Below are 24,117 nucleotides of genomic sequence, written 5' to 3' on the forward strand. Positions count from 1 at the left end.
ACTGCGTTGGCGGTGTGGCCGCACATTTGATTGAGCGACTGTAGGAGAGAACGGGTGGACGAGCAAAAAGCCCTGCTGGTAATGCGCGAGTTGGTCGACAACGGGCAACTGACCGACCCTGACAGCGCTCGTGGCAAACTGCTGCAGATGGCCGCTCACCTGTTTCGCAACAAGGGCTACGAGCGCACGACGGTGCGTGACCTGGCCAGTGCGGTGGGGATTCAGTCGGGAAGCATCTTTCATCACTTCAAGAGCAAGGATGAAATCCTGCGGGCGGTGATGGAAGAGACCATTCGCTACAACACCGCCTTGATGCGCGCGTCACTGGCTCAGGCCCCCACGGTGCGTGAGCGGCTGCTGGCGCTGATCCGCTGCGAACTGCAGTCGATCATGGGCGGTAGTGGTGAGGCGATGGCGGTACTGGTCTATGAATGGCGTTCGTTGTCCGAGGAGGGGCAGGCCCAGGTGCTGGCATTGCGCGACATCTATGAGCAGATCTGGTTGCAGGTGCTGGGGGAGGCCAAGGACGCCGGATTCATACGCGGCGACGTGTTCATTACCCGGCGTTTCCTGACGGGGGCCTTGTCCTGGACCACCACCTGGTTTCGCCCGGACGGCAGCATGAGCCTTGATCAATTGGCCGATGAAGCGTTGATTCTGGTGCTGGATGAAAAGTGACGGCTTGGCCAAAAACTATTAAATAGTCCTCCGTACATTGTCTAAGTGGCTGAAACCGCCTAGCGTGATGAGGGAGACAGACTTTTCAGGGGTGGTGTTTTTGATGGCTTCGCCAGTGTGGACGGCTTCGCGGATCTTACTGATGGCGCTGGCTGCGCTATTCGTACAGCCGACTTCGGCTGCACAGTTGGTGCGAGTCGGTGCGGCACACTTTCCGCCTTACACCGTCCGCCCGGAAAGCGGTGCCGACACCGGGTTGTTGCCGCAATTGGTGGTGGCCCTGAACCAGCTGCAAACCGACTATCAATTTATCCTGGTACCGACCTCGATCCCGCGTCGCTTCGGCGATTTCACGCAGGGGCGGGTCGACATGGCGATCTTCGAGAACCCGGCCTGGGGCTGGCAGGACATTCCCCACACGACTGTCGACATGGGGCTGGAAGATGCGGAAATCTTCGTCGCCCAACGACGTCCCGGTCGCGAGCAAACGTATTTTTCCGACCTGCAAGGCAAGCGACTGGCATTGTTCAGTGGATATCACTACGCCTTTGCCAATTTCAACGCGACCCCAAAGTTCCTCGCAGACGAATACAACGCCACGCTGACCTACTCTCACGACAGCAACCTGCTGATGGTCTTGCGTGATCGCGCCGATATTGCGCTGGTCACCCGTTCGTACCTGTTCGATTATTTCTTGCGTAACGAGGCGGTCGCGCAACAGCTGCTGGTATCCGAACGCATCGATCAGGTCTATCACCATTACGCACTGATTCGCCCGAAGGCCCCGATCAGCGGCGAGGCATTCGGCAAGTTGCTGCAAGGCCTGCGGGACAACGGGCAGATGCTGAAGATTTTTGATCCGTACAAGATTGTCATCGTCCCGGTGCCCAAGAGCTGAAGCCCGGTGCGCCCGCGCCGATTTGCCAGCCAGCCCTAAATTTCCCTGCGTCGCTCACGTCACATCAACGAACAGTCGATGATTACCGTGAGCCCGACCCATGTCCAATCTGAATGATCTGACGGCCCTTGCACTACCGCTGGGGCACCGTCTTGTTGGTGATGAAAGCGAGAGCCGGCTGAGCCTGTCTCTGCAAGGGCAACCGCTGATTCAGTTGAGCCTGAGCCGTGAGCCCGGGTTGCACCTGCGTGTGCAGGCGCTGTTTGGCCGTCCTGTCGGCGAGGCCTTGTGGGCGGCCTGTTATTGGTTGTTTGCCCGTGACCCGGGATGTCAGTCCCTGACCTGGCATCTGGATGAGCCTCCCACGCAAGCCTTGCTCAGTGGCTTGCTGATCACCACTGAAATCGCCGCGCAGTACCGCTGCGAGCGCAGCCTGTTCTGGCAGTTGCCCCAACCCTGGCTGGGCGAGTCATGCAACGGCAGTTATCCACAACAGATGTTGATCAGTGCCGGCAAGCGCCATCCCAGGCGTGCCGTGAAACCCCGGGGTGAAGTCTACCGCCGCTTCGATGCCCGGCTGGGGGCCTGGATATCCTTGCGCACGGTTGAAATCGACAACGACCTGGCGCGCTTCAATCGCTGGCAGAACAGTCCGCGAGTCGCGAGTTTCTGGCAGGAGAGTGGCAGCCTGGAACAGCATCGCGAGTACCTGACCAAGCTGGACGCCGACCCTCATACGCTGACGTTGATTGGCTGTTTCGACGATCAGCCGTTTGCCTACTTTGAAGCCTATTGGGCCAAGGAAGATCGCATCGCTCCGTTCTATGAGGCCGGTGACTACGATCGCGGGATTCACATGCTGGTCGGCGAAGAACAGCACCGGGGCCCACACAAGGTGGCGAGCTGGCTCTCGGCACTGGTGCACTACCTGTTCCTGGATGATGCGCGCACGCAACGGGTGGTGGCCGAACCGCGCGCCGACAACGCGAAGATGATCGGGCACCTGCACAACCAGTGCTTCCACTGCGAAAAGGAATTCGACTTTCCTCACAAGCGCGCGGCGCTGATGATCCTGGGACGTGAACGGTTTTTTGATCGTTGCGCGTTGGCGTGATTGGTTAGCCAGGAAGGTTGCTTTTGTGGCGAGGGAGCTTGCTCCCGCTCGGCCGCGAAGCGGCCGCAATCTCGTGTGAGTTACACACTAAAACGGGGTTGCAGGTTCGGGGCCGCCTTGCGCCCCAGCGGGAGCAAGCTCCCTCGCCGCAGGGGATAGGGTGTTCGGGGTCAGCGACGGGCGTAGGTATCGCTGCGAGTGCCCGAGACCTTGCGGCAATGCACCAGCGCATCGCGGATCATGAAGTTCACCAGGGTCGGCGACACGCCCAGTTCCTTGGCGATGTCTTTCTGGGGCACGCCGTGCAGGCGATACATCTCGAAGGCGTAGCGAGTGCGGCTCGGCAGCTCACCGAGGGCGTCGGCGATATGTTCCAGGGTCGAGAAGTTGATGTGTGATGTTTCTGGCGAAGCACCGTGAATGACCACGTTCAAGCCTTCTTCTTCAGTCCCTGAATACTTCTGCTCCAACGCCTGTTTACGGTAGTGGTCGATCGCCAGGTTGCGCACGATCTGGAACAGGTAGCTGAGCTGCGCCTTGAACGAGGATGTGATTTGCGGCGCCGACTGCAACCGGAAGAAGGCGTCCTGGACCACGTCTTCAGCGCGGGATCGGCAACCGGTAATACGAGCAGCTATCTTCACCAAAGTCAGTCGGTTATCAACGAACGCCTGGAGTAAGGGTGAGTCGCACCTGCTTGTGAACACTGGTTCCGTCATGGAAGTCACCTTGCTGCAAAAAGTTAGTGGGACGACAAGGGATTTGGAGCCGTCCAACGCATCGAGCGACAAGCTAGGCGTAATGATAATGATTGTCAATTGAGAGGGATAATTAATTCTATTGGACAAAGCGTTTTGCGAACCGCCTCACGCTGAGAGGCCGTGATCCGCTGCGCTGAGCCTCAAGCACGGACTAATTATTTCGATTCTCCATCCGTTCTCATTGGTGAATGGCACCGGGCGAAGGCCCCGGTTTCGCTGCTTTACCAAGCCTTGCGCGGTCGGCAAAGACCGCGTCCTGCACGTTCTTGAAGGGACGTGGCGCAAGAAAAAATCGACTCCATTTGCAAGCCGAATTCAGGCAGGAATCCTCATGAGCGACGCGTTCGAACTCCCCAGCACACTGGTCCAAGCCCTCCAGCGCCGCGCGGCCCTGACGCCGGACCGGATGGCCTTGCGCTTTCTTGGCGAAACGCCGGAGCAGGGCGTCGTCTTGAGTTACCGCGAGCTGGACCTTCGCGCGCGAACCCTGGCGGCGGCCCTGCAGGCGCAGGCACAACCCGGCGATCGTGCGGTGCTGTTGTTCCCCAGCGGCCCGGATTACGTCGCGGCGTTTTTCGGTTGTCTGTACGCCGGTGTTATCGCGGTGCCGGCTTATCCACCGGAATCGGCGCGCCGTCATCATCAGGAGCGCCTGCTCTCGATCATCCAGGATGCCGAGCCGCGCCTGTTGCTGACCAGCACCGACCTGCGTGATTCATTGCAACAAATCAGTGAGCTGAACGCCGCGCACGCACCGCAATGGCTGTGCATCGACGAGTTGGACCGTTCGCTGGCCGAGCGTTGGCGGGCATCGGTACTGCTGGCTGACGACATCGCCTTCCTGCAATACACCTCGGGGTCCACGGCGTTGCCCAAAGGCGTGCAGGTCAGCCACGGTAACCTGGTCGCCAACGAGTTGCTGATCCGCCGGGGATTTGGCATCGACCTGAACCCGGATGACGTGATCGTCAGCTGGTTGCCGCTGTACCACGACATGGGGCTGATTGGTGGCCTGCTGCAACCGATCTTCAGTGGTGTGCCTTGCGTATTGATGTCGCCGGCGTACTTCCTCGCACGACCGTTGCGCTGGCTGGAAGCGATCAGTGAGTACGGCGGCACCATCAGTGGCGGTCCGGACTTTGCCTATCGGCTGTGTAGCGAGCGGGTCAGCGAGTCGGCGCTGGAGCGTCTGGACCTCAGTGGCTGGCGCGTGGCCTATTCCGGCTCCGAACCGATTCGTCTCGACACCCTGGAGCGTTTCGCCGAGAAGTTTTCCGCCAGCGGGTTTACCCCGGACAGTTTCATGGCGTCATACGGGTTGGCCGAGGCCACGCTGTTCGTGGCAGGCGGTGCGCGCGGCCAGGGTATCCCGACATTGCGTCTGGACGAGCAGGCGCTGGCGCAGAACCGTGCGGAACCGGGCGAGGGTGGCGCCATCATGAGTTGCGGCCACAGCCAGCCTGAACACGCGGTGCTGATCGTCGAGCCCCAGGCGCTGACGGAACTGGCTGACCAACAGGTCGGTGAAGTCTGGGCGGCCGGGCCGAGTATCGCCCATGGGTACTGGCGTAACCCCGAAGCCACGGCGCAGACCTTTGTCCAGCATGCAGGGCGCACTTGGTTGCGCACCGGCGACCTGGGCTTCCTGCGCGATGGCGAACTGTTCATCACCGGGCGCTTGAAAGACATGCTGATTGTGCGCGGCCACAACCTGTATCCACAGGACATCGAACAGGCCATCGAGCGCGAAGTGGAGGTGGTGCGCAAAGGTCGGGTCGCGGCCTTCACCGTGAATCATCAGGGCCAGGACGGTATCGGCATCGCTGCGGAAATCAGCCGCAGCGTGCAGAAAGTCCTGGCGCCCGAGACGCTGATCAAAGCCATTCGCCAGGCGGTGGCCGAGGCCTTTCAGGAGGTCCCCAGCGTCGTGGTGTTACTCAATCCCGGTGCGCTGCCGAAGACCTCGAGCGGCAAGCTACAGCGCTCGGCGTGTCGCAGCCGGCAGGTCGATGGCAGCCTCGACGCCTACGCGCAGTTCCCCGGCGATGATGAGCCTGCCGCTGGCGAGCCTCGGTCGGTGTCGGCACTTGAAAGCCTGATCGGCCAGATCTGGTGCGATCACCTGCACGTCGAGCACGTGAGCGCCGACGATCATTTCTTTCTGTTGGGCGGCAACTCCATCGCCGCCACGCAGGTGGTGGCGTGCCTGCGCCAGGCGTTGGGCCTGGAGTTGAATCTGCGCCTGCTGTTCGAGGCCCCGACCCTCGCGACATTTGCCTCGGCAGTGGCACGCCAACAACAGCGCGGCGGGCAGGCCTTGGGCACCATCAAGCCCTTGGCGCGCAACGCAGCATTGCCGCAATCGCTGGCGCAAAACCGTTTGTGGATTACCTGGCAACTGGAACCGCAGAGCAGCGCCTACACCATTCCCGGTGCCTTGCAGTTGCGTGGCGAGCTGGATGAAGACGCCTTGCGCGGCAGTTTCCAACAGTTGATCGAGCGCCACGAATCCCTGCGCACGCGGTTTTTCGAACGGGACGGCCAGGCGCTGCAGCAGGTCGACCCCGCCTGTGAGTTCAACCTGCAATTGATCGATATCAGCGACCTGCCGCTGGCCGAGCGTGAAGCCCGTGCCCGGCAGATTCGTGAAGACGAGGCCCGCACCCAGTTCGATCTGGAGAACGGCCCGTTGTTCTGGGTCACCCTGGTACGCCTGGACGATGAAGAGCACCAATTGCTGGTGACCCTGCATCACATCATCGCCGATGGTTGGTCGCTGAACGTGCTGATCGATGAGTTTTCGCGCCTGTATGCCGCCGCCGTCCAGGGCCAGGCCGCTGCCCTTGCCGCCTTGCCGTTGCAGTACGCGGATTACGGCAGTTGGCAGCGTCAATGGCTGGCGCAGGGGGAGGGCGAGCGGCAACTGGCTTACTGGAAGCAGCAGTTGGGCGACGAGCACCCGGCCCTGAACCTGGCGACCGATCACCCACGCTCTACCCAGGCGTTGCGTAGCGCAGCACGCTACACCCAGCGGCTGGACGCAGGCTTGAGCGAGGCGATTCGCCAGACCGCCCAGGCTCATGATGCGACGACCTTCATGCTGTTGCTGGCAGGGTTCCAGAGCCTGTTGCACCGCTACAGCGGCCAGCGCGATATTCGGATTGGCGTCCCCAATGCCAACCGTCCGCGCCTGGAAACCCAGGGGCTGATCGGCTTCTTCATCAACCCCCAGGTGCTGCGCGCCGAAGTGGATTCGCGTCTGCCATTCGTCGAGCTGCTGGCGCAAACCCGCGCCAGCGCACTGGATGCCCAGGCCCATCAGGACCTGCCGTTCGAGCAACTGCTCGAAGCGTTCCCGCAAGCCCGCGAGCAGGGTCTGTTCCAGGTGATGTTCAACCATCAACAGCGTGATCTCGGTGCCCTGCGCCGCTTGCCGGGGCTGTTGGCCGATGAGCTGCCGTGGCACAGCCGCGAGGCCAAGTTCGACCTGCAACTGCACAGTGAAGAGGACCGCAATGGCCGCTTGAGCCTGTCCTTCGACTACGCCGATGAGCTATTCGATGAAGCGACGGTCCAGCGTCTGGCCCGGCACTTGGTCAACCTGTTGCGCGGTGTTTGCGAGCAGCCGCAACAGACCATCGGCGATCTGTCTCTGCTTGAGCCCAGCGAACACGCCGAGCACGCGCAGTGGAGTGTTACACCCCACCCGGCGGCTAACCAATGGTTGCCGGAGTGGCTCAACGAGCAAGCGCGCCTGACCCCGCAACGCATCGCCCTGATGTGGGAGGGCGGGCAACTGGGTTACGCCGAGCTGCACGCCCAGGCCAACCGCCTGGCCCAATACCTGCGCGACAAAGGCGTGGGGCCGGACGTCTGTGTGGCGATTGCCGCCGAGCGATCGCCGCAGTTGTTGATTGGTCTGTTGGCGATCATCAAGGCCGGTGGCGCCTATGTGCCGCTGGACCCGGATTACCCGGCCGAGCGCCTGGCCTACATGCTCGAAGACAGCGGCGTGACGCTGCTGCTGACCCAGAGTCAGCTGCTGCAACGTCTGCCGACAGTCGCGGGTGTCAGTGTCATCGCCATGGACACCCTCAACCTCGACAGTTGGTCGAGTCATGCACCGGGGCTGCACCTGCAGGGCGACAACCTGGCCTACGTGATTTACACCTCAGGTTCCACCGGCCAGCCCAAGGGGGTTGGCACTACCCATGGGGCGCTCAGTGAACGGCTGCAGTGGATGCAGGCCACCTACCGCCTCGATGAAACCGATGTGCTGATGCAAAAGGCGCCGATCAGTTTCGACGTGTCGGTGTGGGAGTGTTTCTGGCCGTTGATCACCGGCTGTCGTTTGCTGCTGGCAGGCCCTGGGGAGCATCGCGACCCCCAGCGCATTGCCCATCTGGTGCAAGCTTTCGGCGTGACCACGCTGCACTTTGTACCAGCGTTGTTGCAGCTGTTCATCGACGAGTCCACGACGGCCGCATGCACCAGCCTGCGCCGCCTGTTCTCCGGCGGCGAAGCCTTGCCTGCCGAGTTGCGCAACCGCGTGCTGGAGCAATTGCCGGCGGTACAACTGCACAACCGCTACGGCCCGACTGAAACGGCGATCAACGTCACCCATTGGCACTGCCACACGAGCGATGGCGAACGCTCGCCCATCGGCCGACCGCTGGGCAATGTGGTGTGCCGGGTGCTGGACAGTGATCTCAATCCGCTGCCGGCCGGTGTCCCTGGTGAGCTGTGCATCGGTGGTAGCGGCCTGGCCCGGGGGTATCTGGGGCGACCCGGGTTGACCGCCGAACGCTTTGTCGCCGATCCGCTGAGTGAACAGGGGGCGCGTCTGTACCGCACCGGTGACCGCGTGCGCTGGAGCGCCGAGGGTGTTCTGGAATACCTCGGACGTCTCGATCAGCAGATCAAACTGCGTGGCTTGCGGGTCGAGCCGCAAGAAATCGAAGCACGCCTGCTGGCACAGGACAACGTCGTACAGGCCGTGGTGCTGGTGCGTGACACCGTTGCCGGCGCGCAGTTGATCGGCTACTACACGGTGGTCGATAGCGTTGAAGCGCCAGAGGCGCAAAGCCTGCGCCTGAAACTCGCACTGGCTGCCGAGCTGCCGGAGTATATGGTCCCGGCACAGTTGGTGCGCCTGGACACAATGCCCTTGAGCCCGAGTGGCAAGGTCGACCGTCGTGCGTTGCCGCAGCCCCAGTGGCAGGTGCGTGAGCAGGTCGAACCGGTCACGGCGCTGGAGCAGCAGATCGCCGCGATCTGGCGTGAAGTGCTGGGCCAGGCCCAGGTCGGTCTGCGCGATGACTTCTTCGCCCTCGGTGGCCACTCTTTGCTGGCGACCCAGATCATCTCCCGGACCCGGCAGGCCTGCGACGTCGAGTTGCCGCTGCGGGTGTTGTTCGAGGCCAGTGAGCTGGGTGACTTCGCCGAGCAGGTGCGCTTGATTCAAGCGACGGGTCAGCGCAACCAACAGCCGCCGATCGAGAAAGTCGATCGCAGCGTGCCGGTGCCGTTGTCCTATTCCCAGCAGCGCATGTGGTTCCTCTGGCAGATGGAACCGGACAGCCCGGCCTATAACGTTGGCGGCATGGCGCGTTTGCGCGGGCTGCTGGATGTCGGGCGTTTCGAGGCAGCGTTGCAAGCGCTGGTCATGCGCCACGAGACCCTGCGCACCACCTTCCCCAGCATTAACGGTGTGGCCTGGCAGCGGGTTGATCCGCAAACCGGCCTGCGCATGGACTGGCAGGACTTTTCGACGCTGGACGCTGACCTGCGCGATGCGCGAGTCCAGCAACTGGCCGACCGTGAAGCGCACACCGCGTTCAATCTGGAGACCGGGCCGTTGCTTCGGGCCTGCCTGGTCAAGACCGCCGAGCACGAGCACTACCTGGTTCTGACCTTGCACCACATCGTCACCGAAGGCTGGGCGATGGATATCTTTGCCCGTGAGTTGGCGGCGTTGTACGAAGCCTTCCTCGATGATCGGGAGTCGCCGCTGGAACCGTTGCCGGTGCAGTACCTGGATTACAGTGTCTGGCAGCGTCAATGGCTGGAGTCCGGCGAGCGTCAGCGCCAGCTCGACTACTGGACTGCACAGCTAGGCCATGAGCATCCGCTGCTGGAACTGCCGGGTGACCGCCCAAGACCTGCGGTGCAAAGTCATCGGGGCGAGCTGTTTCGCTTTGACCTGAGTGACGACCTCGCCACACGGGTGCGCACCTTCAATGCACAACAGGGCCTGACCCTGTTCATGACCATGACCGCTGCCCTGGCCGTGTTGCTCTACCGCTACAGTGGCCAGACCGACTTGCGCATCGGTGCACCGGTGGCCAACCGCATTCGTCCGGAAAGCGAAGGGCTGATCGGTGCGTTTCTCAACACCCAGGTCCTGCGTTGTCAGCTCGACGGGCAGATGACGGTGGCCGAGTTGTTCGAGCAGGTTCGCCAGCGAGTCATCGAAGGCCAGTCCCACCAAGACCTGCCGTTCGATCACTTGGTGGAAGCCTTGCAGCCACCGCGCAGTACGGCCTACAACCCGCTGTTCCAGGTGATGTGCAACGTTCAACGCTGGGAGTTCCAGCAGAGCCGTTCGCTGGCCGGCATGATGGTCGAGTACCTGGCCAACGATGCACGGGCGACCAAGTTCGACCTGAACCTGGAAGTCACCGACCTCGATCATCGGTTGGGTTGCTGTTTCACCTACAGCACCGATCTGTTCGATGAGCCACGCATCGCTCGCATGGCCAGGCATTGGCGCAACCTGCTGCGTACCTTGATCAGCGACCCTGAACAGCGCCTCAGCGAACTGCCGTTACTGGACGCCACCGAGCAGCAACAGCTGTTGGCCAGCCTTGCGCAAGCGCCGGGGGAATATCGCCTGGACCAGTGCATTCATCACCTGTTCAGCGAGCAGGTGCTGGCGCGCCCCGATGCGCCGGCCTTGACCTTCGCCGCTCAGACCTTGAGTTATGCCGAGCTGGATCGTCGCGCCAATCGCCTGGCCTGGGGGCTCTGTGAGCGGGGCGTCGGCCCGCAGGTGCGGGTCGGCCTGGCGCTGGAGCGCTCGCTGGAAATGGTCATCGGTCTGTTGGCGATTCTCAAGGCGGGCGGTGCCTATGTGCCGCTGGACCCGGAGTACCCGCTGGATCGCCTGCACTACATGATCGAAGACAGTGGCCTTGGCCTGTTGCTCAGCGACGCGGCGATGTTCGATGCGCTGGGTGAACTGCCGCCCGGTGTGGCGCGTTGGTGCCTGGACACGGATGCCGTGCGACTGGCGAATTACCCGGACTGCGAGTTACCCCTGATCAGTTCGCCGCTGGATCCGGCCTACCTGATCTATACCTCCGGCTCCACCGGCAAGCCCAAGGGCGTGGTGGTGGCCCACGGCGAAATCGCCATGCATTGCCGCGCGGTGATCGAGCACTTCGACATGCGTGGCGATGACTGCGAACTGCATTTCTATTCGATCAACTTCGATGCCGCCACCGAGCGTCTGCTGGTGCCGTTGCTCTGCGGTGCACAGGTGGTGTTGCGGGCTCAGGGGCAATGGGACGCGCAAGCGATCTGTCAGCTGATTCGTCAGCACCGCATCACTGTTCTCGGCTTCACCCCCAGTTACGGCAGCCAGTTGGCGCAATGGCTGGCCACCCAGGGGGAAACCCTGCCGGTGCGCATGTGCATCACCGGTGGCGAAGCCTTGTCCGGGGAGCACCTGCAGCGAATTCGCGCAGCCTTCCAGCCGAGTCTGTTTTTCAATGCCTATGGCCCGACCGAAACCGTGGTCATGCCATTGGCCAGTCTGGCCCCGCAAAATCTGGAGGAGGGCGCCGGCAGCGTACCGATCGGCCGTGTGATCGGTGACCGCGTGGCCTACATTCTCGACGCTGACCTGGCGCTGGTGCCGCAAGGCTCGACCGGTGAGTTGTATATCGGCGGGGGCGGTCTGGCCCAGGGCTATCACCAGCGTCCGGGGATGACTGCCGAACGCTTTGTCGCCGACCCGTTCGCCGCTCATGGCGGGCGGTTGTACCGCACCGGCGACCTGGTGCGCCAGCACATCGATGGCCTGGTGGAGTACCTGGGGCGCATCGACCATCAAGTGAAGATTCGCGGTTTCCGCATCGAGCTCGGTGAAATCGAAACCCGCCTGCTGGAACATCCGGCGGTACGTGAAGCGGTGGTGTTGGCGCTCGATACCCCGAGCGGCAAACAGCTGGCTGGCTACCTGGTCAGTGACGTGGCCGAACAGGACCCCGCGCAGCAGGCAACGCTGCGCGACTCGCTCAAGGCGCACCTGAAAACCCATCTGCCGGACTACATGGTACCGACGCACCTGGTGCTGCTGGCTCACTGGCCGCTGACGGCCAACGGCAAGCTTGACCGCCGTGCGTTGCCGGCACCGGACCTGGACCTCAATCGCCAAGCGTACGTCGTCCCGAGCAACGCGCTGGAGCAGACGCTGGCCGGTATCTGGTGCGAGGTGTTGAACGTCGAGCAGGTCGGCCTCAACGATAACTTCTTTGAACTGGGCGGCGATTCGATCCTGTCGATCCAGGTCGTCAGCCGGGCACGTCAGCAGGGCATCCACTTCAGCCCACGGGACCTGTTCCAGCATCAAACGGTGCAGGCGCTGGCGGCAGTGGCCACGCGCACCGAACAGGTCATGGCCGAGCAAGGCCTGCTCACGGGTGAGTCGGCACTGACGCCGATTCAGCATTGGTTCTTCGAGACCGATATGGCGGCGCGTCAGCACTGGAACCAGGCGCTGTTGCTGGAGCCTGCGGTGAACCTTGAACCTCATCGGCTGGAGCAAGCGTTGCTGGCGGTGGTCGAGCAGCATGACGCCTTGCGCCTGCGCTTCACGCCAATGGCCGGGCAATGGCGAGCCGAACACCAGGCGCTGACGGATGCTGCCTTGCTGTGGCAAGTCCGGGTACCGGACCTGGACCACTGTGAAGCGCTGTTCGCCGATGCCCAGCGCAGCCTGGATCTTGAGCAGGGTCCGCTGATGCGGGTGGTGTTGGTCGATGGGGCCGAGGGTGGGCAACGTCTGTTCATTGCCATTCACCACCTGGTGGTCGACGGAGTTTCGTGGCGGATGTTGCTGGACGATCTGCAGACTGTCTACCGCCAACTCGAGGCGCAACAGGCCGTGCGCCTGCCGGCGAAAACCAGCGCGCTACGTGACTGGAGCGCGCGCTTGCAGGCCTATGCCAGCAGCGAATCCCTGCGCGAAGAGCTGCTCTGGTGGCAAGGACAACTGACCACGGCCCGGTCCGGGCTACCCTGCGATCATCCTGAAGGTGGCCGGCAGCAGCGTCACGCACAAACCGTCAGCGTGCGGTTGAACGCCGAGCAGACTCGGCAATTGCTGCAACAGGCGCCCAGTGCTTACCGGACCCAGGTCAACGACTTGCTGCTCACCGCCCTGGCCCGCGTGCTGTGCCGCTGGAGCGGCAATGACTCGGCGCTGATTCAACTCGAAGGCCACGGCCGTGAGAGCCTGTTCGACGAGATTGACCTGACCCGCACCGTCGGCTGGTTCACCAGCGCCTACCCCTTGCGCCTGACGCCCGGGAGCATCGAAGACGCGACCAGCCAGGGCGCTTCGATCAAGGCCATCAAAGAGCAACTGCGTGCCGTGCCGCACAAGGGGCTGGGCTATGGCGTGCTGCGCTACCTGGCCGATGATGCGTGCCGGCAACAGATCGCGGCACTGCCGCAGGCACCGATCACCTTCAACTACCTGGGCCAGTTCGATCAGAGCTTTGGCAGCGACGCGCTGTTCCAGCCATTGGATCAACCCGTCGGCGCCGCTCATGACCCGGATTCACCGTTGCCCAATGAACTGAGCATCGACAGCCAGGTGTATGGCGGTGAGCTGTTGTTGCGCTGGACCTTCAGCGCCCAGCGCCATGATGGGCAGGCCATCCGTGAGCTGGCGCAGGCCTACCTCGACGAATTGCAGGGCCTGATCGCCCACTGCCTGAACGACGATGCCGGAGGCCTGACACCGTCAGATTTCCCGTTGGCGCAACTGACCCAGGTTCAGCTCGACGAGCTGCCGGTTCCCGCCTCGCAGATTGAGGACCTGTACCCGCTCACGCCGATGCAGGAAGGCATGTTGCTGCACACCTTGCTGGAACCGGGCACCGGCCTGTACTACATGCAGGACCGTTACCGTATCCACAGCGAACTTGACCCGCAGCGTTTCGCCCAGGCGTGGCAGGCGGTGATCGCTCGGCACGAAGCCTTGCGTGCCTCGTTCTGCTGGGACATCGGCGCGCAGATGCTGCAGGTTATCCACACGCCGGGCAGCACCCCGATCGAGTTCCTCGACTGGAGCTCGGTGGCCGAAGACGAGCAGGAGCCCAAGCTGCAAGCCTTGCTCAAGGCCGAACGCGAGGCCGGCTTCGACCTGCTCCACCAGGCGCCGTTCCACCTGCGCCTGATCCGTGTCGGCGCGGCACGCTACTGGTTCATGATGAGCAACCACCACATCCTCATCGATGCCTGGTGCCGTTCCTTGCTGATGAATGACTTCTTCGAGATCTACACGGCAATGGGCGAGGGGCGGGAGGCGCAACTGGCCGCGGCACCGCGCTATCGCGACTACATTGGCTGGCTGCAACGCCAGGACATGGCCGAGGCACGCCAGTGGTGGAAGCGCAATCTGCAAGGCTTTGAACGGACCACGCCGATACCGGGTGACCGTCCGTTCCTGCGTGAACACGCGGGTGACAGTGGCGGCATGATCGTCGGTGACTGCTACACCCGGCTGGACGCCCGCGCCGGCGCGCGACTGCGGGAGCTGGCCCAGGCCCATCAATTGACAGTCAACACCTTTGCCCAGGCGGCGTGGGCCCTGGTCCTGCGACGCGTGAGCGGTGATCGCGACGTGCTGTTCGGCGTTACCGTGGCCGGGCGTCCGGTGGAGATGCCCGAGATGCAACGCACGGTGGGGCTGTTCATCAACAGCATCGCCTTGCGCGTCAAGCTGCCCGAAGACGATCAACCCTGCAGTGTGCGCCAATGGCTGAGCGATCTGCTGGACAGCAACATGCAGCTGCGCGAGTACGAGTACCTGCCGTTGGTGAACATCCAGGAACAGAGCGAACTGCCCAAGGGCCAACCCCTGTTCGACAGCCTGTTCGTGTTCGAGAATGCCCCGGTGGAAGTCTCGGTGCTGGACCGTGCGCAAAGCCTCAACGCCACTTCGGACTCGGGCCGCACCCACACCAACTTCCCGCTGACGGCGGTGTGCTACCCGGGAGATGACCTGGGGCTGCACCTGTCCTACGACCAGCGTTACTTCGACGCCTCCACGGTCGAACGCATGCTTGGCGAGTTCAAGCGACTGTTGTTGGCCCTGATCGATGGTTTCCACGGCGACATGGCGGACTTGCCCTTGCTGGGCGAGCAAGAGCGGGACTTCCTGATCAACGGCTGCAACCAGAGCGAGCATCACTACCCGCTGCAGCAGAGCTATGTCGAACTGTTCGAAGCCCAGGTCGCCGCGTACCCACAGCGCATTGCCGTCAGTTGCCTGGACCAGTGCCACAGCTACAGCGAGCTCAACCTGCGGAGCAACCGCCTGGGTCATGCCCTGGTGGCAGCGGGGGTGCGGATGGATCAGCCAGTGGCGTTGCTCGCGGAACGCACTCCGGACCTGCTGGGGATGATCATCGGCAGCTACAAGGCCGGTGCCGGTTACCTGCCGCTGGACCCGGGCCTGCCGAGTCAGCGCCTGAGCCGGATCATCGAGCTGAGCCATACGCCGTTGCTGGTGTGCAGTGCGGCGTGCCGTGAACAGGCAGTGGCATTGCTGGATGAGTTCGGTTGTGCCAATCGACCCCGGTTACTGGTCTGGGAGGAGGTGCAGGCGGGCCAGGCCCCGGTGCATAACCCGGGGATCTACAGCGGTCCGGATAACCTGGCCTATGTGATCTACACCTCCGGTTCCACCGGTCTGCCCAAGGGGGTGATGGTCGAGCAACGCGGCATGCTCAATAACCAGTTGAGCAAGGTGCCCTACCTGCAACTGAGCGAAACCGACGTGATCGCGCAGACCGCTTCGCAAAGCTTTGATATCTCGGTCTGGCAGTTCCTTGCCGCACCGTTGTTCGGTGCGCGGGTGGACATCGTGCCGAACGCCATCGCCCATGATCCGCAGGGACTGCTGGCCCACGTGCAGGCCCAGGGCATCACCGTGCTGGAGAGTGTGCCTTCACTGATTCAGGGCATGCTTGCCCAGGAGCGGATGTCATTGGACGGCTTGCGCTGGATGCTGCCGACGGGCGAGGCGATGCCACCTGAACTGGCGCACCAATGGTTGCTGCGTTACCCGGATATCGGGCTGGTCAATGCCTATGGTCCGGCTGAGTGCTCGGATGACGTCGCGTTCTTCCGTGTCGACCAGGCCTCGACCCGCGGCAGTTACTTACCGATTGGTACGCCGACCGACAACAACCGTTTGTACCTGCTTGATGGTGCACTGGAGCTGGTGCCGATGGGGGCCGTGGGCGAATTGTGCGTGGCTGGCACGGGGGTGGGGCGCGGTTATGTCAGCGACCCGCTGCGTACCGCTCCGGTGTTTGTGCCCAATCCGTTCGGTGCCCCGGGCGAGCGCCTGTATCGCAGCGGCGACCTGGCAAGGCGGCGTCCCGATGGCGTGCTGGAGTACGTCGGCCGTGTCGACCATCAGGTGAAGATCCGCGGCTACCGCATCGAGCTGGGGGAAATCGAGGCGCGCCTGCATGAACAGCCAGAGGTCCGCGAAGCGGCGGTCGGCGTGCAGGAAGGTGTCAACGGCAAGCACCTGGTCGGCTATCTGGTGGCCAGCGATTCGACTCAGGATCAAGGTGAGCAACTGGAGGGGATCAAGCAACGCCTGCGCGCCGAGCTGCCCGACTACATGGTGCCGCTGCACTGGTTGTGGCTGGCTCGGATGCCGCTCAATGCCAACGGCAAACTCGATCGCAAGCAGCTGCCGGCGCTTGCGATCGGGCAGTTGCAAAGCCAGGACTATCAGGCGCCGGGAACGGAGCTTGAGCAAACCCTGGCGGACATCTGGGCGCAGGTGCTGAAAGTCGAGCAGGTCGGGGTTCGCGACAATTTCTTCGAACTGGGCGGTCATTCACTGCTGGCCACGCAAATCGCCTCGCGGGTACAAATCGCCTTGCAGCGGGATGTGCCGCTGCGCGCGATGTTCGAGTGCAGCACGGTACAGGCGCTGGCGATGTACATCGAAGGCTTGGCCGCGACGGACATCACCGAGGAGAAGGTGGACCGATTGAATGACCTGATGGCGGAGCTGGAGGGGCTGTAGTTCTGCTGCGCTTGTAAGTGCCACTTGTCTGGAGCGTCGCCCGGACCGGGCTCGCTCTCTCACTGCACCTGTGTCGCAGGTGTTATGCGGGAGTGGGCTTGTCCGCGACAACGTCCGTGCAGAGGTGGGGGGCGGTAGCGTTTGTACGCGGTGGGCGTTGTCACATGCGCTATTGAAGACGGAATTGACGCTCATACCTGCGCGGGGCAGTCTGCCGAAGCTTTTCTGGCAGGCACACTGTGCAAAGGAGACAACGGATGCCCTTCGTTACGATTGATGGACAACCCCTTCACTATATTGACCAGGGTGTGGGCCCTGCGGTGCTGTTGGCCGGTAGCTACTTGTGGGACCAGGCTATGTGGGCGCCACAGATAGCGGCCTTGTCGCAACAGTATCGGGTGATTGCCCTGGACCTGTGGGGGCACGGTGAATCCGGGCCGCTGCCCCAGGGCACGGTCTCCCTGGATGACTTGGCGCGCCAGGCCCTGGCGCTGCTCGATCACCTGGACCTTGAGCGTGTGACGCTGGTCGGCCTTTCGGTTGGCGGCATGTGGGGGACGCGCCTGGCCTTGTTTCACCCGCAGCGCATCAACGGCCTGGTGCTGATGGACACCTACCTCGGCGCCGAACCCGAGGCCACCCGGCAGTACTATTTTTCGTTGCTCAAGCAGATCGAGGAGGCGGGTGCGATTACGCCGCAGATTCTCGATATCGTGGTACCGATTTTCTTCCGGCCGGGGATCGACCCGCAGTCACCGCTTTATCAGCAATTTCGCGCATCACTGGCAGCGTTGCCGCCCGGGCGTTTGCGCGAGAGCATTGTACCGCTGGGGCGTATCACGTTTGGTCGAGAGGATGTGTTGGCGTGTCTGAGTCAGTTGAACCCGCAAGCCACGCTGGTGATGTGCGGTGACCAGGACACTCCAAGACCGCCTTCGGAAACCATGGAAATGGCAGAGTTGATTGGCTGTCCCTATCGACTGGTGCCTGAAGCCGGACATATCTCCAATCTGGAAAATCCGCGGTTTGTCACTGAGGCCTTGTTGGCGTTCCTGGCTGACAGGCATCCGTGCAGCGGTTGATTGGAATTCGCAGGCCGCCCCCATTCGGGGCGCGGTACTGCACGGATCAAGCGGGCCCGCGATGGAGGGTCACTCGGCCCTGCGATCCGGCTCGCAGCCCTTGAGCACCAGGCGAATGATCGTCTGCGCCGCCGCTTCGTAATCCTCTTCATCCAGCTTGGCCTTGCCGGTGATGGCGGTGATCTGCCAGTCGAAGTCGGCGTAGGTCTGGGTCGCGGCCCAGATGCTGAACATCAGGTGATGGGGGTCGATGGGGGCGATCTGGCCGCGATCGATCCAGGTCTGGATGCAGTCGATGTTGTGCCTGGCCTGGCCGTTGAGTTGCTCCACCAAATCGGCGCTCAGGTGCGGGGCGCCGTGCATGATTTCGCTGGCAAACACTTTGGAGGCAAACGGCAGGTCGCGGGAGATGTGGATCTTCGAGCGAATGTAGCCGCCGAGCACTTCGCTGGGCTCGCCGTCGGCGTTGAACGGCGTCGAGGCCTGCAGGATCGGCTCGATGATGCTTTCCAGGACCTCGCGGTAGAGGTTTTCCTTGGATTTGAAGTAGTAATAGACGTTGGGTTTGGGCAGTCCCGCCTTGGCCGCGATATCGCTGGTTTTGGTCGCAGCGAAGCCCTTGTCGGCAAACTCTTCACTGGCGGCACGCAGGATCAGTTCTTTATTGCGCTCGCGGATAGTGCTCATAAAACAGGTGATTCCTTGCCTGTACTGGCGGTTGCGCATGGTAGCACCGGCCTCGCGCGACGCTCAAGAATGCCCTTACGCAGCGCGGCAGGCTATGCTGCACATCACTTATTCACGAAGGACACCCTGAGCCATGGCAGGAAGCAGTTTGCTGTTGTTGATCGATGACATTGCCGCGGTGCTCGACGATGTTGCGTTGATGACCAAGTTGGCCGCGAAAAAGACCGCCGGCGTACTGGGTGACGATCTGGCGCTCAATGCCCAGCAAGTGTCTGGTGTACGCGCCGAGCGGGAAATTCCGGTGGTCTGGGCGGTGGCCAAGGGCTCGTTCATCAACAAACTGATCCTGGTGCCGTCGGCGCTGGCCATCAGCGCGTTCGTTCCCTGGCTGGTCACGCCATTGCTGATGCTGGGGGGGGCCTACCTGTGTTTTGAAGGGTTTGAAAAGCTGGCGCACAAGTTCCTCCACAGCAAGGCCGAAGATCAGGCCGAGCATGCGCAGTTGGTCGAGGCGGTGGCCGACCCGGCCGTGGACCTGGTGGCCTTCGAGAAGGACAAGATCAAGGGCGCAGTGCGCACCGACTTCATCCTCTCGGCGGAAATCATCGCCATCACCCTGGGCACCGTGGCCGACGCGCCGCTGACGCAACAGGTGATCGTGCTGTCGGGCATTGCCATCGTCATGACTGTCGGCGTTTACGGTCTGGTGGCGGGCATCGTCAAGCTCGACGACCTCGGTTTGTGGCTCACGCAGAAACCGGCGCAGCTGGCCAAAAGCATCGGGGGCGCGATCCTGCGGGCTGCGCCGTACTTGATGAAAAGCCTGTCGGTGATCGGTACGGCCGCGATGTTCCTGGTCGGTGGCGGGATTCTGACCCACGGCGTGCCCGCGGTGCATCACTGGATTGAAGCTGTGAGCCAGAGCGTCGGCGGCTTCTCGTGGATCGTGCCGAGTTTGCTGAACGCCGTGGCCGGGATTGTGGCGGGGGCGGTGGTGCTGGCCGGTGTGATGGGGGTGAGCAGGGGCTGGCGTGCGGTCAAAGGCTGAGCCAGCAATGTACGCACGCTTCCACACAGGACAGGTGCATGAAAAAGGCCATTCGATGCGAGTCGAATGGCCTTTTTGTTGCCGGCGTGATTACTCGGCGATCTGCAGCTTGCGGGCTTCGCTGTACACGTAGCGTACTTTCTCGTACTCGAACGGCGAGTTTGTCTGGCCGTAGCGGAAGCGGGTCTGGTAACGCTTGTCGATGCCACGCAGGATCACGATTTCCGGATGGTTCTCGCTGACTTCCGACACGTTCAGGAAGTTGATCGCCGACTCTGCCGTGTAGTCGACTACCAGCCCGCCGGTGTCGCGCAGGTTCGAGGGTCCGAGGATCGGCAGCATGAGGTAGGCGCCGCCCGGAACGCCGTAGAAGCCCAGGGTCTGCCCGAAGTCTTCGTTTTGGCGTGGCAGGCCCATGGAGGTCGCCGGATCCCACAGGCCGGCGATGCCGACCGTGGTGTTGAGCAGCAGGCGTCCGGTGGTCTCCAGTGAGCGCTGGCCCTTGAGTTGCAACAGGCTGTTCACCAGATTGGGCACGTCACCCAGGTTGTTGAAGAAGTTGCTGACACCGGTGCGCAAAAAGCTCGGGGTGATGTAGCGGTAACCGTCGACCACCGGCAGGAACACCCACTGGTCGAAGCGGTAGTTGAAGTGGTAGACCCGACGGTTCCACGACTCCAACGGGTCATAGACGTTCAGGGCGCTGAGGGTCGAGCGCTCGAATTCGCGCTGGTCCAGCCCCGGGTTGAACTTGAGTTTGGTCAACGGCTCGGTGAAGCCGTCTGGATCAACCACGGTCGGGGTGTTGGCCTTGCTGTTGTCGGCATTGGCATAACCTGCGCAGAGCAACGCAGCGAGAAACAGGAGAGGTTTAGCCACGGAAAAACTCCAGCATGTCGTCGGCGTTGACGCGGTAGTTGAGGTTGCCGCAATGGCCGCCGTGAGGGTAGACCGTCAAGCGGTCGCCGAAAGTTCTGCGCAGGAAACCCAGGTCGCCAGGGCCAAGGATCACATCGTCAGCGTTGTGCATGACGGCGATTTTCGGGCTGCCGTGCAGGTAGTCCTTCAGTGCGTACAGGCTGACCTGGTCGATCAGTTGCAGCAGGCTGCCGCCGTCGGTGCGCGCGCGCCACATGGGAATCACCTGCTCGGTGAGGTAGCAATCGAAGTCGCATTGCAGGGCGCGTTTGAAGAACGGCGTCAGGCTGGTGCCTTCGGCGATCGGGTACTTGGGCGGAGTGATCAGGCCGCGGCGGTTGACCAGGTCCGAGGTGTAGGCGATATCGGCGGCCGAGAAACGGAACGAGGTACCGATCAGCATGGCCATCTGTTCGTTGGTCAGATGCTCTTTCGACTGCTGGAAGTCATAGACCAGCGCATCGTTGAGATCGATGTAGCCTTTTTCCTGGAAGTAGCGGGTCAGCTTGTTGAGGACCAGTTCATAAAACGTGGTGCTGTTGTTGATGCCCTTGACCTCGGTTTGCACCATCTTGTCGAGGTTGGTCACGGAGGTGTAGAGGTTCACCGGCGGATTGAGCAGCAGCACTTTCTTGAAGTTGAAGCTGCGCCGGGTTTCGTCCAGATGGGCGACGAAGGCTGCATCCAGTGCGCCCAGGCTATACCCGGTGAGGTAGTAGTCGGTGACCGGCAGATTCGGATTGTGCGCGCGCACGGCTTGCATCACGCGGTACATGTCCTCGGCATCTTCCTTGGTTACGCCCGGGGTGGCGAAGCGGGACGCGGAGGCAATGAAGTCGTAGCTGGTGGGCGAGGACAACTGGACGACGTGATAGCCGGCCTTGTAGTAGAGGCGCTTGAGGTATTCGTTGAGGCTGCTGTCGTAGCGTGCGCCGGTGCCGGCGATCAGGAAGATCAGCGGTGCGGCGTGGTCCTGGGTGGCCATGCGGTAGGTGAGTTTCTTCACCGCCCAGAAATTGTCCGGCAACTCGAAGGCGCGCTCGGGGCGCAGTGCCAGGCTGTAATCACCCTGATTGATATCTTCGTCCAGTGGCAGCTCTGGCCTCAGTTCTGGTGGTGTCGTGGCAATCGTCGCTTCAAACGGGTTGGTAAGCGGGTAGCCATAACTGGCGGCATCGATATCTACCGCCAGTGCGGACGCACTCAGGATAAGGCCGCCGAAAAGGGCAGCGAAGCGCAAGGAACGGAGCATGACTAAATCCCTTAGAGGAAGGTGCCTAATGAAGTTCGCAGGCTATGACCACAGGTCACGCGCCAAAGTGCCATGCATCGGCACCAAAGTGGCTGAGTGGTGGTTAATAGTAGCCGGACGATACACTTTGCAGGCATTTGATGACCAGTTATCTGTTCATTGCGCTTGCTTCGCGGCCTCGTGCGATTAAGCTGGGCGCCGTTTTGCCTATCGGAGAGTTTCATGTCCCGCCGTTTACCCGTGATGTTGCTGTGCATCGTACTGCCGCTGTGGCTGGCCGCCAGTTATGGTGCGCGTTATGGCTTTATGGAAGATGCCCAGTGGGTTGGCATTTGCGTGGATCAGGCCAGCCGTTGGGAGTGCCAGTTGCGCTCCGGGCTGGGGCTGATGATTCACTTCAAGGTCATGGGCTGGGCCGCGTTGGCCGCGGCGGTAAGCGGTTTTGTCGTGCCGGGGCGCGCGGGCTGGTGGCTGGCAATGCTGGCGCTGGTGTTCGGCTTTCCGGCACTGGCCTTGTACAACACCAGCCTGGCGGTGTTTGCAGTGGTGATTGCGGGGCTGCGGCTGGTGCGGGCACCGGCTGCTTGCCCGCGATAACCCATCGACAGGCGAATGGCCCTCAGCCTTTGCGTACTCGCAAGCTGCGCCACAACGCGGCAACCATCAACCCACTGACCAGTGCCCAGCCCCAGGCTTGCTGATTGAGCAAGCCTTCGCGGTACAGTTGCGGGGCGATGCCCGCTCCGATGATGAAGGTCAGCAGGGCGATTTCACGGCGAGGAGCACTGACCGGGCGAGTCAGGTAGACCAGTGCTGGCAGCAGCAGGGCGGCGCTTGGGAAGCTGCGATATCGCGGTTCGAACACCAGTCCCAGCATCATCACCGCACCGGCAAAACCGGCCGCGGCCAGCAGCCAGCCGGCGCGACGCTCCAAAGCATTGAAGGCGCGTGCACGCCAGCCGGTCCTGGCGCTCAGGCCAAGTGCCCCATGGACCAGGACCAGCAGGTTCAGTGCGACCAGCAAACCAGCCCAGATCCATTCATCGGCAGAGCGGCTGGTGACGCGCGCCAACTCGGCGAAGGTTCCGATAGAGCAGGCCGCGACGGCGCCCAGCAGCGGCAATATCAATGCTGAGCGGGTGCTGCGCACGCGGCCTCCCAGCATCAACGCGCCGAGGAAAATCAGCCCGCCCACGGCCAGCCATTGCGGCCAGTACGGCAGGTTGCTGACCGGGCCTGCGAGAACACCCTTGTCCTGGCGGTCTGCGTCGAACAACCCCCAGTAACCACCGACCGCGCCTTCGCTGCCACGTTTCCAGGGTTGGTCGAACGCTTCGATCAGGTTGTAGTGCCAGCCTTGCTGTTCGGCCATGGCGACAAAGCCGCGAATGAAGCGGGCTTCGTTGACCCGGCTGGGCACGGCGGTTTCCCGCTGACGGCCTTCGCTCGGCCAGCCGGTTTCGCCAATCATCACGTCTTTGGGCGCGAAGCGATTGCCGAACACCTGGCGTACCTCGGCGACGTGTTGCAGGGCGGCGTCGATGTTCGACGGATCGTCTTCCCAGTACGGCAGCAGGTGAATGGTGAGGAAATCCACTGTCGGGGCGATTTCAGGATGTTTGAGCCAGAATTCCCAGACGTCGGCGTAGGTCACCGGTTGTTTGACCTGGCTTTTGACGTGACTGATCAGCTTGGCCAGTTGCGCGCCAGTGATTTCCTTGCGCAGCAGGGCTTCGTTGCCGACGATCACCGCAGTGACCACGTCCGGGTTGGCGTTGGCTTCGGCGATCAGTAGTTCGACTTCCTTGGCGGTGTCCACCGGGTTGCTGTTGACCCAGGCGCCGATCATCATTTTCAGGCCGTGCTTGCGCGCCAGGTCCGGCAGGGCTTCGAGGCCGGTCATCGAGTAGGTGCGGATGCATTCAAAGCGGGTCGCCAGCAGCGCAAGGTCGGCATCCATGCGCTCGGGACGCAGGTTGAATGGCACATCGAATGGCGATTGGTCTTTATCGAACGGGGTGTAGGAGGCGCACTGCAGTTTGTGCGTGGCGCTGGCGGCATCCGGCAATACCACCGGTTGGCCGAGGCCGTACCAGTAGCCACATAAGGCAAAGAGGCCGAGCAGGCAGGCAAACAGATAAGCGAAAAAAGGGAAGCGCGAGCTGGCGGGCATGGTCAAGCCATCCGGGAACAAAGCCGCGCATCTTACCTGTATTTGCCAGAGGCTTGGTGCGCTGCATGATTTTGATATGCAAAGTCCGGGCGGGAGTTGCCCGGGTATTTCCCCAGGGTGTCGTTACTGGCTTTCTGATGTCGTTTCTCGCTGCCTTGAGG

At 62.3% G+C, this 24,117-nt stretch carries 12 protein-coding genes; 7 read left to right on the plus strand and 5 right to left on the minus strand.

Annotation, left to right across the window (positions count from 1 at the left end; translation table 11 throughout):
* The first annotated feature begins 54 nt into the window (after nucleotides 1-54).
* From AC3WQN_RS14340 to AC3WQN_RS14350, 3 genes are all read left to right on the plus strand, one after another.
* Nucleotides 55-678 carry a TetR/AcrR family transcriptional regulator gene (locus AC3WQN_RS14340; RefSeq protein WP_103399445.1) on the plus strand — a complete coding sequence of 208 codons (624 nt, stop codon included), beginning with the start codon at nucleotides 55-57 and terminating at the stop codon, nucleotides 676-678.
* A gap of 103 nt (nucleotides 679-781) precedes the next feature.
* Nucleotides 782-1,576 (plus strand): substrate-binding periplasmic protein, encoded by a 795-nt coding sequence (locus tag AC3WQN_RS14345; protein ID WP_103399444.1) that lies wholly within the window; start codon nucleotides 782-784, stop codon nucleotides 1,574-1,576.
* Between the two features lie 100 nt (nucleotides 1,577-1,676).
* Nucleotides 1,677-2,690, plus strand: a complete 1,014-nt coding sequence (locus tag AC3WQN_RS14350) for a GNAT family N-acetyltransferase (protein WP_103399443.1) — start codon at nucleotides 1,677-1,679, stop codon at nucleotides 2,688-2,690.
* A 170-nt stretch (nucleotides 2,691-2,860) separates the two neighbouring features.
* Here AC3WQN_RS14350 and AC3WQN_RS14355 read toward each other — a convergent pair whose 3' ends face one another.
* A complete protein-coding gene (locus AC3WQN_RS14355; protein ID WP_103399442.1) occupies nucleotides 2,861-3,409 on the minus strand; it encodes an RNA polymerase factor sigma-70 in 549 nt (182 codons plus the stop codon).
* Between the two features lie 373 nt (nucleotides 3,410-3,782).
* Between AC3WQN_RS14355 and AC3WQN_RS14360 the strand changes: the two genes are divergently transcribed.
* Nucleotides 3,783-16,796, plus strand: coding sequence for a non-ribosomal peptide synthetase (locus AC3WQN_RS14360; RefSeq protein WP_103399441.1), 13,014 nt, complete (start codon nucleotides 3,783-3,785; stop codon nucleotides 16,794-16,796).
* 257 nt (nucleotides 16,797-17,053) lie between these two features.
* The gene (locus tag AC3WQN_RS14365; RefSeq protein WP_103399440.1) at nucleotides 17,054-17,878 is read left to right on the plus strand and encodes an alpha/beta fold hydrolase; all 825 of its coding nucleotides are present in this window, start codon (nucleotides 17,054-17,056) and stop codon (nucleotides 17,876-17,878) included.
* Between the two features lie 69 nt (nucleotides 17,879-17,947).
* Here AC3WQN_RS14365 and AC3WQN_RS14370 read toward each other — a convergent pair whose 3' ends face one another.
* Nucleotides 17,948-18,565: a TetR/AcrR family transcriptional regulator gene (locus AC3WQN_RS14370; protein ID WP_095078721.1), complete on the minus strand. Its 618-nt coding sequence runs from the start codon at nucleotides 18,563-18,565 to the stop codon at nucleotides 17,948-17,950.
* Between the two features lie 133 nt (nucleotides 18,566-18,698).
* Between AC3WQN_RS14370 and AC3WQN_RS14375 the strand changes: the two genes are divergently transcribed.
* Nucleotides 18,699-19,613: a DUF808 domain-containing protein gene (locus tag AC3WQN_RS14375; RefSeq protein WP_103399439.1), complete on the plus strand. Its 915-nt coding sequence runs from the start codon at nucleotides 18,699-18,701 to the stop codon at nucleotides 19,611-19,613.
* Between the two features lie 90 nt (nucleotides 19,614-19,703).
* Here AC3WQN_RS14375 and AC3WQN_RS14380 read toward each other — a convergent pair whose 3' ends face one another.
* Together AC3WQN_RS14380 and AC3WQN_RS14385 are read right to left on the minus strand one after the other, a co-directional pair.
* Nucleotides 19,704-20,492 carry an MlaA family lipoprotein gene (locus AC3WQN_RS14380; protein ID WP_103399438.1) on the minus strand — a complete coding sequence of 263 codons (789 nt, stop codon included), beginning with the start codon at nucleotides 20,490-20,492 and terminating at the stop codon, nucleotides 19,704-19,706.
* Nucleotides 20,485-21,783: a serine/threonine protein kinase gene (locus AC3WQN_RS14385; RefSeq protein WP_103399437.1), complete on the minus strand. Its 1,299-nt coding sequence runs from the start codon at nucleotides 21,781-21,783 to the stop codon at nucleotides 20,485-20,487. The genes AC3WQN_RS14380 and AC3WQN_RS14385 overlap by 8 nt, the downstream gene beginning before the upstream one ends.
* Before the next feature lie 222 nt (nucleotides 21,784-22,005).
* On the opposite strand from AC3WQN_RS14385, the gene AC3WQN_RS14390 reads away from it, so the two are divergent.
* Nucleotides 22,006-22,380, plus strand: coding sequence for a hypothetical protein (locus tag AC3WQN_RS14390; protein WP_103399436.1), 375 nt, complete (start codon nucleotides 22,006-22,008; stop codon nucleotides 22,378-22,380).
* A gap of 22 nt (nucleotides 22,381-22,402) precedes the next feature.
* Here the strand turns inward: AC3WQN_RS14390 and AC3WQN_RS14395 are convergent, their stop codons facing one another.
* Nucleotides 22,403-23,998 carry a glycoside hydrolase family 17 protein gene (locus tag AC3WQN_RS14395; RefSeq protein WP_103399467.1) on the minus strand — a complete coding sequence of 532 codons (1,596 nt, stop codon included), beginning with the start codon at nucleotides 23,996-23,998 and terminating at the stop codon, nucleotides 22,403-22,405.
* Between the last annotated feature and the right edge of the window lie 119 nt (nucleotides 23,999-24,117).

The organism is Pseudomonas sp. FW300-N1A1 (assembly GCF_058789115.1).